This is a genomic window from Kitasatospora sp. NPDC059327 (genome assembly GCF_042752535.1).
In the GTDB taxonomy this organism is placed as follows: domain Bacteria; phylum Actinomycetota; class Actinomycetes; order Streptomycetales; family Streptomycetaceae; genus Kitasatospora.
In genome coordinates, this window is the sequence record NZ_JBHYYB010000034.1 from 1 (window position 1) to 12,313 (window position 12,313).

The window sequence follows — 12,313 nt, forward strand, 5'->3', positions numbered from 1 at the left end:
CTTAAACCCCTTACCCCCACTCCCTGTTGTGTTTTGGTTGTGGGGGGTTCTTTTTTGTTTACACCCCCCCGCGGTGGGGGTTTCGGGGCCGGGCGGGGGGGGCGCCCCCCCCTCAGTGAGGGCGCGCGGCTGCCTCCCGGCCGTCAGGGCCGGGGAGGAGTCACTTGACGGTGACCTTGGCGCCAGCGGCCTCAAGGGCAGCCTTGGCCTTCTCGGCAACGTCCTTGGCAACCTTCTCCAGGACCTTGGCACCAGCGGTGTCAACGAGGTCCTTGGCCTCCTTCAGGCCGAGGGAGGTCAGGGTGCGCACCTCCTTGATGACCTGGATCTTCTTGTCGCCCGCGCCATCGAGGATGACGTCGAACTCGTCCTGCTCCTCGACGGCCTCAACGGCGGCGGGGCCACCGGCGGCGGCAACGGCGACCGGAGCGGCAGCGGTGACGTCGAACTTCTCCTCGAACGCCTTCACGAAGGCGGCGAGCTCGATGAGGGTGAGCTCCTCGAACTGCGCGAGCAGCTCGTCCTGGGTCAGCTTCGCCATGATTGGCGTCCTTCCACTAATTCGGCAGGTGGTGCCGTATGTACGGGTTGGCGGGCGTACGGGCCCGCAGCGAGGCGTGAGCCTGCGGAATTACTCCGCGGCCTCGTCCTCGGCGGCGGGAGCCGGCGTACCGGCACCGCCCTGCTCGACCTTGTCGCGCAGCGCGTCCACAGTGCGGACGAGCTTCGACGGCAGGGCCTGGAAGAGCGCGGCAGCCTGCGACTGCTTGCCCTTCAGCGCGCCGGCCAGCTTGGCGAGCAGCACCTCGCGGGACTCAAGGTCCGCGAGCTTCTTGATCTCATCGGCGGTCAGCGCCTTACCGTCAAGGACACCGCCCTTGATGATGAGAGCGGGGTTCTCCTTGGCGAAGTCACGCAGAGCCTTCGCCGACTCCACCGGGTCACCGGTGACGAAGGCGACAGCCGTCGGACCGGCGAACAGGTCGTCGAGCTCCGTGATCCCGGCCTCGTTGGCCGCAATCTTGGTCAGCGTGTTCTTCACCACGGCGTACTGGGCGTTGTCACCCAGCGAGCGACGCAGGGTCTTAACCTGCTTCACCGTCAGACCGCGGTACTCGGTCAGCACGGCCGCGTTCGAGGCACGGAACTGCTCCGTGATCTCGGCGACGGCGGCAGCCTTGTCGGGCCTAGCCATAGGCTTACGCCTCCTTCCGTGATGTCGAAGTCAGGCCGACCGCGAAAGTCGACCATTCGAGCCTCGGACCACCGGACGGAAGGAAAGCTCCTGCGGGAAAGCAGATGAGCCCCGGTGCGCAGGCGCACGGGGCTCAGTTCGACCTCGACAGATCCACGTGCGAACACGGGACCCGGAAGTCCAAGCTCCAAACAATCCTGCGCGGGCTGCCTGCGACGAATCGCAGATCCTTCGGCCTCCGCGTCCCTTGCGAGCGCACGGCGACAACCAGCGGTCTTTGGCTTCGGTAACACTAGCCGGACTCCGCCGTCCGGGGCAAATCGCCCACGCCCGGCCTCGGCGGGCCGGGCCGGCGGGCACCCGGAAGCCCGGCGGGGCGGGCCTCAGCGCGCCAGTGGGGAGACGTCGCGGGTGCCCGCGTCGACGGTGTCCGCCTCGGCCGGGGCCTGCACCGAGAGGGTCCCGGCGAAGTCGCTGTAGAGCACCGCGTCGTCCGTCCGGCCGCTCGCCCCGGTGCCGGTCCGCTGCAGCCTGACCAGCTGGTCCTTGTCGTTGAGCCACAGGTCGAGGGTCAGCGAGACCGACCCGCCGGGGGCCAGCGCGGCGCGCAGGCCGTCCCGGCGGGTCTGGCCGAGCTGGGTCTGGGCGGCCGCGTACCGCTCGGCGTCGGTGGTGACCCGGTAGTGCTCGACCGCCGAGTCCTCGAACTTCTCCTCGCCGAGGTACTGCGCCTCGACCCCGTCGGCGGTCGCGGCGGCCAGCGCCTCGACCGGGTTGAGCAGGTCGATCAGCCCGGCGTACGGGATCTCCCGGTGGCCGTCCGCGCCCGGCGGCACGGAGAACCGCTCCCAGTGCCGGCCGCCCTGCCGGGCCGCGGTGGCCGCGTCACCACCCTGGTAGGCCACGGTGTCCACGACGATCAGCTGCTCGGCCTCGGTCGGGGTGGAACGTTTGACCTGGAGCGCGGTCTTCGGCTGCCAGAACAGCGGGCCGGAGCCGGCGTCCGCCCCCAGCCGATAGCTGACCTTGGCCCGGCGGGCGGTCTGCATGGCGAGCTGGGCGGAGAGCAGGACGCCGTGCGGCGACCGGTCGGTGGGCTTGGCCGGCCTGGTGGAGGAGAGAGCGGTCGGCGTCGGGCTGCCGGACGCCGCCGGCGGCGCGCCCCCGTCACTGCCGCAGGCCGTGAGACCGCTCGCCAGGAGCACCGCGGCCGTGATGGCCGCCAGTCGCTGCCGCACCGCCATGCCCCCTTCCCTTCCGTCCGGTCACCGTCGCGGCGGTCCCGCCGCGACGGTGACCGCCCTGTCATCGGCCGCCGGGTCCTCGGCCGCGCCGTACCGGCCACCTTGCCACCAGCACCCCGGTCAGCCGGCGGCGCCCCCCTTGGCCTGCTTGGCGATCTCGGCGAACTCCACCACGTCGGCCTGGTCGGGCGCGGTGGCGGACACCGCGGTCCCGTAGTCCGAATAGCCGACGGTGACCTTGAACGGGCCGGCCTTGGTGTCGGCCTGCTCGGTCCGCTTGACCACCAGGTTGTCCGCGTCGACCCAGACGTCGATCTGCTCGCTGCTGATCCCGGCGGTCTTCAGCTTCTTCTTCATCGCCTGGACCTGCTCGTCGGTCACCCCGCTGCCGGCCGCCGCGGTCATCTCGTCGACGGTGAGCTGCCCGGTGTAGTGCGTCGCCGGCTTGCCGTTCACGGTCTCCTGACCGGCCTCGGCGACCTTGCCGGAGGCGATCAGGGACCGCACGCCCTCGACCGGGTCGGCCTGCTTCAGCTGGTCGGCGGTGGCGCCGTTCATCGCGGCCATGTCGGCGTAGCTGTAGTGCAGCCAGTGGCGGCCGCCCACGGCCTCGACCACCTCGCCGCCGAGCCGCAGGTACATGCCGTCCTTGAGGTAGCGGATCGGCACGGTCTTGCTGCCGGTCAGCTTGGCCATCTGCTGCCCGACCGGCAGCTGCGACATGTCCATCGAGAGATCACCCTGGAGGCCGTCGGACCAGCCGATGGTCCCGGTCGCGGTGATCGTCGCGCCCCCGGTCAGGATCTCCTCGGTGATCTTGGCGGACTTCACCGAGCCGGTCTTCTCGGTGACCAGCTTGAGGTAGGCGGCCGGGGTCAGCTTGGCCGGCGCCTCCTTGGTCGGCTCCGGCGTGGCGCTGGGCGCGGCGGAGGTCGGCTGCGCGGCCGCGGCCGTGGTCGGCGCGGCGGACGCGGCGCCGGTGGACTTCTCGTCGTTGTTGCAGGCCGTCGCGGTCAGTGCCAGCGCGGCCACGACGACGGCGACGGCGGTCCTGCGGTTTACAGCCATGGTTCCCCCTCGAAGAAGACCGGGGCACGCGGTGCCCCGGGGTGATGAGCCGGTCTGCGCGGAGCCCGGTGGGCTCAGCTGTGGAACAGCCCGGCGAAGTCGGTGCCCGTGCCGACGTCGCTCGCGGCCGGTGCCTCGATCGTCGGCGCCGCGCCCAGGCCCGTGTAGGCGACGGTGACGGCCGATGCCTCGCCCGCCTTGTCGCCGTACTCCTTGAGCTGGACGAGCTGCCGGCCCTCGTTGATCCAGAAGTCCACGGTCAGCGTGGAGCCGCCGGAGTCGAGGGTCTGCCGGACGGCCGCGCGCTGGTCGGCGCCGAGCGCGGTCATGCCGTCGGCCAGCTTCGCGGCGTCCTCGACGGCGCGGTAGTGGGTGGCCCGGGCCCCGGCCACCGTCTCCGTACCGATCCTGGTGACCTTGCCGCTCTGGGCGGCCGCCCCCAGCTGGAGGACCGGGTTGGTCAGCTGCGCCATGGTCAGGAAGATCACGGACATCGAGCCGACGATCGGGTCCTTCGGGCCGATCCTGGCCCAGTGCCGCCCGCCCAGGGCGGCGGTCGTCTCGGTGCCGCCGCCGAGGTAGACCTCGTCGCCCAGCACCCGCGCCTTGGTGCTCGACTTCGTCGCGCCGGCCAGGTCGACGACGGTCCGCTGCCGCCACTCGCCGGCGCCGGTCAGGGTGTCGCCGCCGGTGGTCAGGGTGAGGGAGCCGTTGCCGGCCCGCTGCATCACCGCGGCCGACGCGGCCAGCGCCGCCCGGGGGTCCGGGTCCGCCGCCTTTCCGGCGATCGCGTCCCCGGCGGCCTTGACGTCCGCCGTCCCGCCCCCGCCGTGACCTCCACTGCCGCAGGCCGTCAGCCCGGCGGCCAGCACGGCCGCCGCGACACCGGCGGATACAAGGCGCGGAACGCGCATGAAGAGCCCCCCATTGACCGATCATCAGGAAATACCCAGCGGACTCTAATGGATCGCCGGGCCCTCCCCCACCGCATATCGGCGGCCCCGGTCACCCGGCCGGAGCCGGGCTCTCGGTGCTCGTCCCGGGGTCGGAGACGTCGGTCGTGGTGACCACGGTTCCGGCACTGCCCTCGGCGGTGGCCCGCAGCCGGAGCAGCCGGTCGCCGGGAGCGACCCAGAAGTCGTAGCCGATCGCGGTGACCCCGCGGTCTCGGTAGTACCCGAGCACCACCGCGAGCCGCTCGGGGGTGAGGCCCTGGTCGGCGCCGAAGAACTCGGCCACCGGCGCACTGCCCCGGTAGTGCGCCACCGTGGTGCCGGCCAGCTGTTCCCCGCCGAGCGAGCCGAGCCGGCCGGCCAGCGCCATGCTGTGCGCCGAGTCGGCCGGGTTGGAGACCAGCCTGCTCATCCAGCCGCCCGCGTAGCCGCCGGCGCCCGGCGCGGCGCGCGGGTCGAGCGACTCGACCTCGGCCCGCCCGGCCCGGAGCGGCGGAGCGCCCTCGTACCCGAGGTCGACCGTGCCGTCCTGGCTGTGCAGGCGACCGGTCCCCCGCTCGTCGGTGACGGTCAGCTCGGCCGCCTCGCGGGCACCCCAGAACACCGTGCCGGTGGCGGTGCGCCGGCCGGCCGGGCCCTCCTCGACCACCTCGACCCGCGCGCCGCCGGTGTCGTCCAGCGCCTGCACGGCCGAGAGCAGCACCTGCTTGGGCGCCCGCACGGTCGCCGGCGTGCCCTGCGGGGTGCGGTCCCCCGAGACGGCCAGCAGGCTGCACGCGGTGAGGCCGCTGGCGAGCACCAGGAGGGCCGCCCCCCAGGCGGCGGGGCGAAGGGCGGGCGGCACGGCACACTCCGGCGGGTCGGCTGCGGTCACGCCTCGATCGGATGATCGGACCGGCCGAGCGTACGACGACCCGCCCGGGAGTTCCCCACCGCCGGGATCTCGATCCGGACACGACGACGGGCCCGCACCCCCGGTGAGGGGGGTACGGGCCCGTCGTACGGACTACTGCTGCGCCCAGGACGCGGCTACCGGTCGGAGCTCAGGGCTCAGAGGGCGGCCGGGTCCTCCTCGACCAGGAGGTTGCGGGTGCGGTTCGGGTCCACCTGGATGCCGGGGCCGATCGTGGTGCTGACCGCGGTCTTCTTGATGTAACGACCCTTGGCCGCGGACGGCTTGGCGCGGAGCACCTCGTCCAGCGCGGCGGCGTAGTTCTCGACCAGCTGCTCGTCGGTGAAGGAGGCCTTACCGATGATGAAGTGCAGGTTCGAGTGCTTGTCGACGCGGAACTCGATCTTGCCGCCCTTGATCTCGTTCACGGCCTTGGCCACGTCCGGGGTCACGGTGCCGGTCTTCGGGTTCGGCATCAGGCCACGGGGACCGAGCACGCGGCCCAGGCGGCCGACCTTGCCCATGAGGTCCGGGGTGGCGACGACGGCGTCGAAGTCGAGGCGGCCCTTGGCGACCTCGTCGATGAGCTCGTCGGAGCCGACGATGTCGGCGCCCGCAGCACGCGCGGCCTCGGCACGCTCGCCGGTCGCGAAGACCAGGACCCGAGCGGTCTTACCGGTGCCGTGCGGGAGGATCACGGTGCTGCGGACCATCTGGTCGGCCTTGCGCGGGTCGACGCCCAGACGCATGGCGACCTCGACGGTGCCGTCGAACTTGCTGGTGCTGGTCGCCTTGGCGAGGCGGATGGCCTCGAGGGGGGCGTAAAGGCGCTCGCGGTCGACCTGTGCGTCCGCGGCCTTCAGAGCCTTGCTGCGCTTCACTGCTGCTCCTGAATGGGGAATGGAGTCGTGGTATGGACGGGCCGCGCAGGCCCTACCACATGGACGAGAAGGGTGATCAGCCCTCGACCGTGATGCCCATCGACCGGGCGGTGCCGGCGATGATCTTCGACGCGGCGTCCAGGTCGTTGGCGTTCAGGTCGGGGAGCTTGACCGTGGCGATCTCGCGGACCTGGGCGGCCGTGAGCTTGGCGACCTTGGTCTTGTGCGGCTCGGCCGAGCCCTTGTCCACGCCCGCGGCCTTCAGGATGAGGCGCGCGGCCGGCGGCGTCTTCGTGATGAAGGTGAAGGAACGGTCGTCGTAGACCGTGATCTCCACCGGCACGATCATGCCGCGCTGCGACTCGGTCGCGGCGTTGTAGGCCTTGCAGAACTCCATGATGTTGACGCCGTGCTGGCCCAGCGCGGGGCCGACCGGCGGCGCCGGGTTGGCCGCACCGGCGTTGATCTGGAGCTTGATAAGCCCCGTGACCTTCTTCTTCTTGGGAGGCATTTCTCTCCGGGTCCTTCCGAGAGGTGATTGCTGGTGTGTGCCGGGCCGGGGCGACACCCGACCGTCAACACACACATCGGACCAGGCTAACGCGGATGCGCCGCTGGACCAAAACGACTTCGGGGTGGGGCCGCGGCCCCACCCCGAAGTCGAAGACTCGTACGCGTTCTTCCGGCCGTACTAGTTCTTCTGGATCTGGTCGAAGGACAGCTCGACCGGGGTCTCGCGGCCGAAGATCTCGACCAGGCCCTTGACCTTCTTCGAGTCCGGGTTGATCTCGTTGATGGTCGCCTGCAGGGTGGCGAACGGGCCGTCGGTGACGGTGACCGAGTCGCCGACCTCGAAGTCCAGGACCTGGATCTCGCTCGGCTTGACCGGGGAGGGCTTGCCGGCCTCCTTGGCCGCCTGGCGCTCGACGTCCGGGGCGAGCATCTTGACGACCTCGTCCAGGGTCAGCGGGTACGGGTCGTAGGCGTTGCCGACGAAGCCGGTGACACCGGGGGTGTTGCGCACGACGCCCCAGGACTCCGGGGTGAGGTCCATGCGCACCAGGACGTAGCCGGGGAGCTTGTTCTGGCGGATGGTCTTGCGGTCGCCGTTCTTGATCTGGACGACCTCCTCCTGCGGCACCTCGGCCTGGAAGATGTACTCCTCGACGTTGAGGGAGACCGCGCGCTGCTCCAGGTTCTGCTTCACCCGGTTCTCGTAGCCGGCGTAGGTGTGGATCACGTACCACTCGCCGGGCATGAACCGCAGGTCCTCGCGGAACTTGGCGACCGGGTCGACCTCGGCGTCGTCCGCGGCCTCGTCCTCGGCGGCCTCGGCGTCGAGCTCCTCGTCGGACTCCACGTGCAGCGCGGCCTCCTCGGCGGGCTCGCCGGCCTCGGCCTCGTCGTCCGCCGCGACCTCGTCCTCGTCGCCGTCCGCGGCGTCCACGATCTGCTCGGCGGCCTCGGCTTCGTCAGCCAGCTCGGCCGCGTCCAGCTCGGCGGCGACATCCGCCTCGCGGACGGTCTCGTCGGCGTCGTACAGGGGGGAGTCAGACACGGTGGCTGCTTCTTTCCTGGAGATGGTGAAGGTGGCGCGCTCCGGGACCGCTCCGGCGCCGCTCCGCTTCACGCGGGCGCCAGGAGATGACTCGGAGACTTCAACAGTACCGAGTCAACGGTAGCGGCCTCGTACGTCCGGCGCCGACAGCTCGACCCGGACCGAAGAATCGGCCCGGGTCGGGAAGCTGTTTCGAAGGTGGACCGCTCGGTCAGCCGAAGACCCAGAGGCTGAGCTTCGAGAATCCGTAGTCGAGGCCGGCGACGAACGCCATCACGACCACGACGAACACGACCACCACGGTGGTGTAGTTGACCAGCTCGTTGCGGGAGGGCCAGACGACCTTGCGCAGCTCCGCGATGATCTGGCGGTAGAACAGCGCGAGCCGGGCGAAGACGCCCTTCTTGGCGCGCTTGCCGGACTTCTTGTCGGCGCGGCCCTTGCGGTCGCGGCGCGATCCCTTGTCCCCACCCTCGGCGGGCGTGGCCTCGTCGGCGCCGTCGGCACCCTCGGGGTTGCCGCTCTCAGGCGTTGCGGTGGAGCCCGTGGTCTCCGTCACTCGTCCTCACCTGAATCCGGGTCCTGCCGAGCATCACCTACGTACCCGACAGGGCACGAGCGGCCGGCTAAAAGGGTGCTGTTCGGTGCCCTCTCCGCATCAAGCCCGCTCGCTCTGTGGAGCGAACGGGCTGAATACGGATCAAGCAGCAGGGCAAGAGGGACTTGAACCCCCAACCGCCGGTTTTGGAGACCGGTGCTCTACCAATTGAGCTATTGCCCTACGGTGCCTTTCGGCCCCTGTAGCGACCACCAACCTACCGCATCTCCCGCCGCTGTATGCACAGGCGGTGGAAGCTGTGGCTTCTCGGTGGCCGTCGAGGAGTGAGTGTACGTGGTCGAGGGGCGTTTGGTCGAACCTCTTCTTTCACGACCGACCACGGACCGACCACGGACCGGCCACGGACCGGCACCGCTCCGGGCCGCCATGTGGACGAGCCCGTACATATGGTGAAACCCCCATGCCCGGTCCGTCCCGGTTCTGCGACCATGCAGGCATGAGCGCTTCCACCCCGCAGCCCGACAGTTCCGTCCGCCCCGCCGACCGCCGCGTCTCCGCCCGGATCGGCGCCATCGCCGAGTCCGCGACCCTCGCCGTGGACGCCAAGGCCAAGGCCCTCAAGGCGGCCGGCCGGCCGGTCATCGGCTTCGGCGCCGGCGAGCCGGACTTCCCCACCCCGGACTACATCGTCGAGGCGGCCGTCGAGGCCTGCCGCGACCCGAAGAACCACCGCTACACCCCGGCCGGCGGTCTGCCGGAGCTGAAGGCCGCGATCGCCGCCAAGACGCTGCGCGACTCCGGCTACCAGGTGGACGCCTCCCAGGTGCTGGTGACCAACGGCGGCAAGCAGGCGATCTACGAGGCCTTCGCCGCGATCCTCGACCCGGGCGACGAGGTCATCGTCCCGGCCCCGTACTGGACCACGTACCCGGAGTCGGTGCTGCTGGCCGGCGGTGTCCCGGTGGAGGTCGTGGCCGACGAGACCACCGGCTACAAGGTCTCGGTCGAGCAGCTGGAGGCCGCCCGCACCGAGAACACCAAGGTGGTGCTGTTCGTCTCGCCGTCCAACCCGACCGGCGCGGTGTACACCGAGGCCGAGGCCCGGGCCATCGGCGAGTGGGCGCTGGAGCACGGCCTCTGGGTGCTGACCGACGAGATCTACGAGCACCTGGTCTACGGCGACGCGACGTTCACCTCGCTGCCGGCCCTGCTGCCCGCGCTCGCGGACAAGACCATCGTGGTCAACGGCGTGGCCAAGACCTACGCCATGACCGGCTGGCGGGTGGGCTGGCTGATCGCCCCCAAGGACGTCGTCAAGGCCGCGACCAACCTGCAGTCGCACGCCACCTCGAACGTCTCCAACGTCGCGCAGCGCGCCGCGCTCGCCGCCGTCAGCGGTGACCTCTCCGCCGTGCACGAGATGCGCACCGCCTTCGACCGGCGCCGCCGGACCATCGTGAAGATGCTGAACGAGATCGAGGGCGTCGTCTGCCCCGAGCCCGAGGGCGCGTTCTACGTCTACCCGTCGGTCAAGGGCCTGCTGGGCAAGGAGATCCGCGGCAAGCGCCCGCAGAGCTCCGCCGAGCTGGCCACGCTGATCCTGGACGAGGTCGAGGTCGCGGTCGTTCCCGGCGAGGCCTTCGGCACCCCGGGCTACCTGCGGCTGTCCTACGCGCTGGGCGACGCCGACCTGGTCGAGGGCGTCGGCCGGATCCAGAAGCTGCTCGGCGAGGCGGCCGCCTGACGGCCCGCCTCACCGTGACCGCCCCCTTTTCACCCCTTCGGGGGACGTGAAGGGGGCGGTTCCCGTATCGGGGCCCGATGCGGCAGTATCGGCGAATGGAACGCCTGCCGAACCCGCGAGACGTCAGAGACCTCCCCAAGGCCCACCTCCACCTGCACTTCACCGGCTCGATGCGCCCGGCCACGCTGCTGGAGCTGGCCGACAAGCACGGCGTCCGGCTGCCGGAGGCGCTGAGCTCCGCCGAGCCGCCCAGACTGCGGGCGACCGACGAACGCGGCTGGTTCCGCTTCCAGCGCCTCTACGACACCGCCCGCTCGGTGCTGCGCGACGAGTCCGACATCCGCCGGCTGGTGCTGGAGACCGCCGAGGACGAACGGCGGGACGGCTCGCGCTGGCTGGAGATCCAGGTCGACCCGACCTCGTACGCGCCCCGGCTCGGCGGGCTGATCCCCGCCCTGGAACTGATCCTGGACGCGGTGGAGCACGCCGCCGAGGCCACCGGGGTGGGGATCCGGGTGCTGGTCGCGGCCAACCGGATGAAGTCCCCGATGGACGCCCGGACACTGGCCCGGCTCGCCGTCCGCTACGCCGACCGGGGGGTGGTCGGCTTCGGCCTCTCCAACGACGAACGGCGCGGCCTCGCCCGGGACTTCGACCGGGCCTTCGACATCGCCCGCAAGGGCGGACTGCTGGCCGCCCCGCACGGCGGCGAGCTGGCCGGGCCGGAGTCGGTCCGGGACTGCCTGGACGACCTGGGCGCGGGCCGGATCGGCCACGGCGTCCGCGCCGCCGAGGACCCCCGGTTGATGCAGCGGCTGGCCGACCGCCAGATCACCTGCGAGGTCTGCCCGTCGTCCAACGTCTCGCTGGGCGTCTACGAGCGGGCCGAGGACGTCCCGCTGCGCCGGCTGTTCGACGCGGGCGTCCCGCTGGCGCTGGGCGCCGACGACCCGCTGCTGTTCGGCACCCGGCTGGCCGCCCAGTACGACCTGGCCCGCGACGTGCTCGGCTTCTCCGACGCCGAACTCGCCGAGCTGGCCCGGCAGTCGGTGCGCGGCTCACGCGCGCCGGAGAGCGTGCGCAAGGAGCTGCTGGCGGACATCGACGGCTGGCTCGGGGACGGCGGCCCGGGCCCGGTGACCGCCTAGAGCGCGACGCCCACCATCACCGGCTCGTTGACCAGCTCCACGCCGAACGCCGCCCGGACACCGTCCCGGATCTCGCGGGCCAGCGCCAGCAGGTCCTCGGCGGTGGCCGCGCCGCGGTTGGTCAGGGCCAGGGTGTGCTTGGTGGAGAGGGTGGCCGGACCGCTGCCGTACCCCTTGCCGAAGCCGGCCCGGTCGATCAGCCAGGCCGCCGAGGTCTTGGTCCGGCCGTCCGGCGCCGGGTAGGCGGGGGCGGTGAGCTCGCGCTCGGCGGCCAGCGCCAGGAACACGGCGTACTGCTCGGCGGTCAGCACCGGGTTGGTGAAGAAGGAGCCCGCCGACCAGGTGTCGTGGTCGGCCGGGTCGAGCACCATGCCCTTGCCCGCGCGCAGCATCAGCACGGCGCTGCGGGCGCCGCGGACGTCGACCCGCTCGCCCTGCTCGACGCCCAGGTGGCGGGCCGTCTCGGCGTAGGCGACCGGGGTGGAGAGCCCTCCCTCGTCCCGCAGCCCGAAACGGACCCGCAGGACGACGTAGCGGTCCGGGTCGGCCTTGAAGCGGCTGTGCCGGTAGGAGAAGCCGCACTCGGCGTTGGAGAGGGTGACCACCTCGTCGGCCCGGCGGTCGTAGGCGACCACCTCGGTGATCGACTGCGCGACCTCCTGGCCGTACGCGCCGACGTTCTGCACCGGCGTCGCGCCGGCCGAGCCGGGGATGCCGGCCAGGAACTCGATCCCGGCCAGGCCGTGCTCCAGCACGGTGCGGGTCACCGCGTCGGCCCAGACCTCGCCGGCGGCGAGCTCCAGGGTGGTGCCGTCAAGCGCGAAGCCGGTGGTGGCGATCCGCAGCACCGTCCCGGCGAAGCCCGCGTCGCCGATCACCAGGTTGGAGCCGCCGCCGAGGACCAGCAGCGGCTCGCCGGCCGCGTCGGCCTCCCGGACGGTGGCGATCACGTCCTCGTCGGTCTGCGCGGTCACCAGCCGGCGGGCGGGGCCGCCGAGCCGCAGGGTGGTCAGCGGGGCGAGGGGGGCGTCGAGTTCTACCAGCACGCCCCCAGCGTACGGGGAGGGGGCG

At 71.6% G+C, this 12,313-nt stretch carries 13 protein-coding genes and 1 tRNA gene; 2 read left to right on the forward strand and 12 right to left on the reverse strand.

Annotated features, from left to right (window positions below; translation table 11 throughout):
* Positions 1-160 precede the first annotated feature (160 nt).
* From rplL to ACFXHB_RS21460, 11 genes are all read right to left on the reverse strand, one after another.
* Positions 161-541, reverse strand: a complete 381-nt coding sequence (gene rplL, locus ACFXHB_RS21410; protein ID WP_380576185.1) for a 50S ribosomal protein L7/L12 — start codon at positions 539-541, stop codon at positions 161-163.
* 90 nt (positions 542-631) lie between these two features.
* A complete protein-coding gene (gene rplJ, locus ACFXHB_RS21415; protein ID WP_359803449.1) occupies positions 632-1,195 on the reverse strand; it encodes a 50S ribosomal protein L10 in 564 nt (187 codons plus the stop codon).
* Positions 1,196-1,578: 383 nt separating this feature from the next.
* Entirely contained in the window at positions 1,579-2,439 is an 861-nt protein-coding gene (locus tag ACFXHB_RS21420; RefSeq protein ID WP_380576186.1) for a hypothetical protein, read from the reverse strand.
* Positions 2,440-2,559: 120 nt separating this feature from the next.
* Complete coding sequence (locus ACFXHB_RS21425; RefSeq protein WP_380576187.1) at positions 2,560-3,507, reverse strand: hypothetical protein; 948 nt, start codon at positions 3,505-3,507, stop codon at positions 2,560-2,562.
* A 74-nt stretch (positions 3,508-3,581) separates the two neighbouring features.
* On the reverse strand, positions 3,582-4,421 hold the full coding sequence (locus tag ACFXHB_RS21430; RefSeq protein WP_380576188.1) for a hypothetical protein: 840 nt from the start codon (positions 4,419-4,421) through the stop codon (positions 3,582-3,584).
* A 91-nt stretch (positions 4,422-4,512) separates the two neighbouring features.
* Positions 4,513-5,334 (reverse strand): hypothetical protein, encoded by an 822-nt coding sequence (locus ACFXHB_RS21435; RefSeq protein WP_380576189.1) that lies wholly within the window; start codon positions 5,332-5,334, stop codon positions 4,513-4,515.
* A 176-nt stretch (positions 5,335-5,510) separates the two neighbouring features.
* Positions 5,511-6,233: a 50S ribosomal protein L1 gene (gene rplA, locus ACFXHB_RS21440; protein WP_380576190.1), complete on the reverse strand. Its 723-nt coding sequence runs from the start codon at positions 6,231-6,233 to the stop codon at positions 5,511-5,513.
* A gap of 76 nt (positions 6,234-6,309) precedes the next feature.
* Positions 6,310-6,744 (reverse strand): 50S ribosomal protein L11, encoded by a 435-nt coding sequence (gene rplK, locus ACFXHB_RS21445; protein WP_148644356.1) that lies wholly within the window; start codon positions 6,742-6,744, stop codon positions 6,310-6,312.
* Positions 6,745-6,924: 180 nt separating this feature from the next.
* On the reverse strand, positions 6,925-7,791 hold the full coding sequence (gene nusG / locus ACFXHB_RS21450; protein ID WP_380576191.1) for a transcription termination/antitermination protein NusG: 867 nt from the start codon (positions 7,789-7,791) through the stop codon (positions 6,925-6,927).
* A gap of 211 nt (positions 7,792-8,002) precedes the next feature.
* Positions 8,003-8,350: a preprotein translocase subunit SecE gene (gene secE, locus ACFXHB_RS21455; protein WP_380576192.1), complete on the reverse strand. Its 348-nt coding sequence runs from the start codon at positions 8,348-8,350 to the stop codon at positions 8,003-8,005.
* 149 nt (positions 8,351-8,499) lie between these two features.
* A tRNA-Trp gene (locus tag ACFXHB_RS21460) sits at positions 8,500-8,572 on the reverse strand.
* A 274-nt stretch (positions 8,573-8,846) separates the two neighbouring features.
* Here ACFXHB_RS21460 and ACFXHB_RS21465 point away from each other — a divergent pair.
* Positions 8,847-10,094, forward strand: a complete 1,248-nt coding sequence (locus ACFXHB_RS21465; protein ID WP_380576193.1) for a pyridoxal phosphate-dependent aminotransferase — start codon at positions 8,847-8,849, stop codon at positions 10,092-10,094.
* 95 nt (positions 10,095-10,189) lie between these two features.
* Complete coding sequence (locus ACFXHB_RS21470; protein ID WP_380576194.1) at positions 10,190-11,242, forward strand: adenosine deaminase; 1,053 nt, start codon at positions 10,190-10,192, stop codon at positions 11,240-11,242.
* On the opposite strand, the gene ACFXHB_RS21475 is transcribed toward ACFXHB_RS21470, so the two are convergent.
* Positions 11,239-12,285, reverse strand: a complete 1,047-nt coding sequence (locus tag ACFXHB_RS21475; RefSeq protein ID WP_380576255.1) for a UDP-N-acetylmuramate dehydrogenase — start codon at positions 12,283-12,285, stop codon at positions 11,239-11,241. The genes ACFXHB_RS21470 and ACFXHB_RS21475 overlap by 4 nt on opposite strands.
* Positions 12,286-12,313 lie beyond the last annotated feature (28 nt).

What these genes read in the sequence shown, in the direction of transcription:
- ACFXHB_RS21430 (WP_380576188.1), bottom strand. Translation starts at nt 4,421, where the DNA reads ATGCGCGTTCCGCGCCTTGTATCCGCCGGTGTCGCGGCGGCCGTGCTG.
- rplL (WP_380576185.1), bottom strand. Translation starts at nt 541, where the DNA reads ATGGCGAAGCTGACCCAGGACGAGCTGCTCGCGCAGTTCGAGGAGCTC.
- ACFXHB_RS21470 (WP_380576194.1), top strand. Translation starts at nt 10,190, where the DNA reads ATGGAACGCCTGCCGAACCCGCGAGACGTCAGAGACCTCCCCAAGGCC.
- rplJ (WP_359803449.1), bottom strand. Translation starts at nt 1,195, where the DNA reads ATGGCTAGGCCCGACAAGGCTGCCGCCGTCGCCGAGATCACGGAGCAG.
- ACFXHB_RS21420 (WP_380576186.1), bottom strand. Translation starts at nt 2,439, where the DNA reads ATGGCGGTGCGGCAGCGACTGGCGGCCATCACGGCCGCGGTGCTCCTG.
- ACFXHB_RS21425 (WP_380576187.1), bottom strand. Translation starts at nt 3,507, where the DNA reads ATGGCTGTAAACCGCAGGACCGCCGTCGCCGTCGTCGTGGCCGCGCTG.
- ACFXHB_RS21465 (WP_380576193.1), top strand. Translation starts at nt 8,847, where the DNA reads ATGAGCGCTTCCACCCCGCAGCCCGACAGTTCCGTCCGCCCCGCCGAC.
- rplK (WP_148644356.1), bottom strand. Translation starts at nt 6,744, where the DNA reads ATGCCTCCCAAGAAGAAGAAGGTCACGGGGCTTATCAAGCTCCAGATC.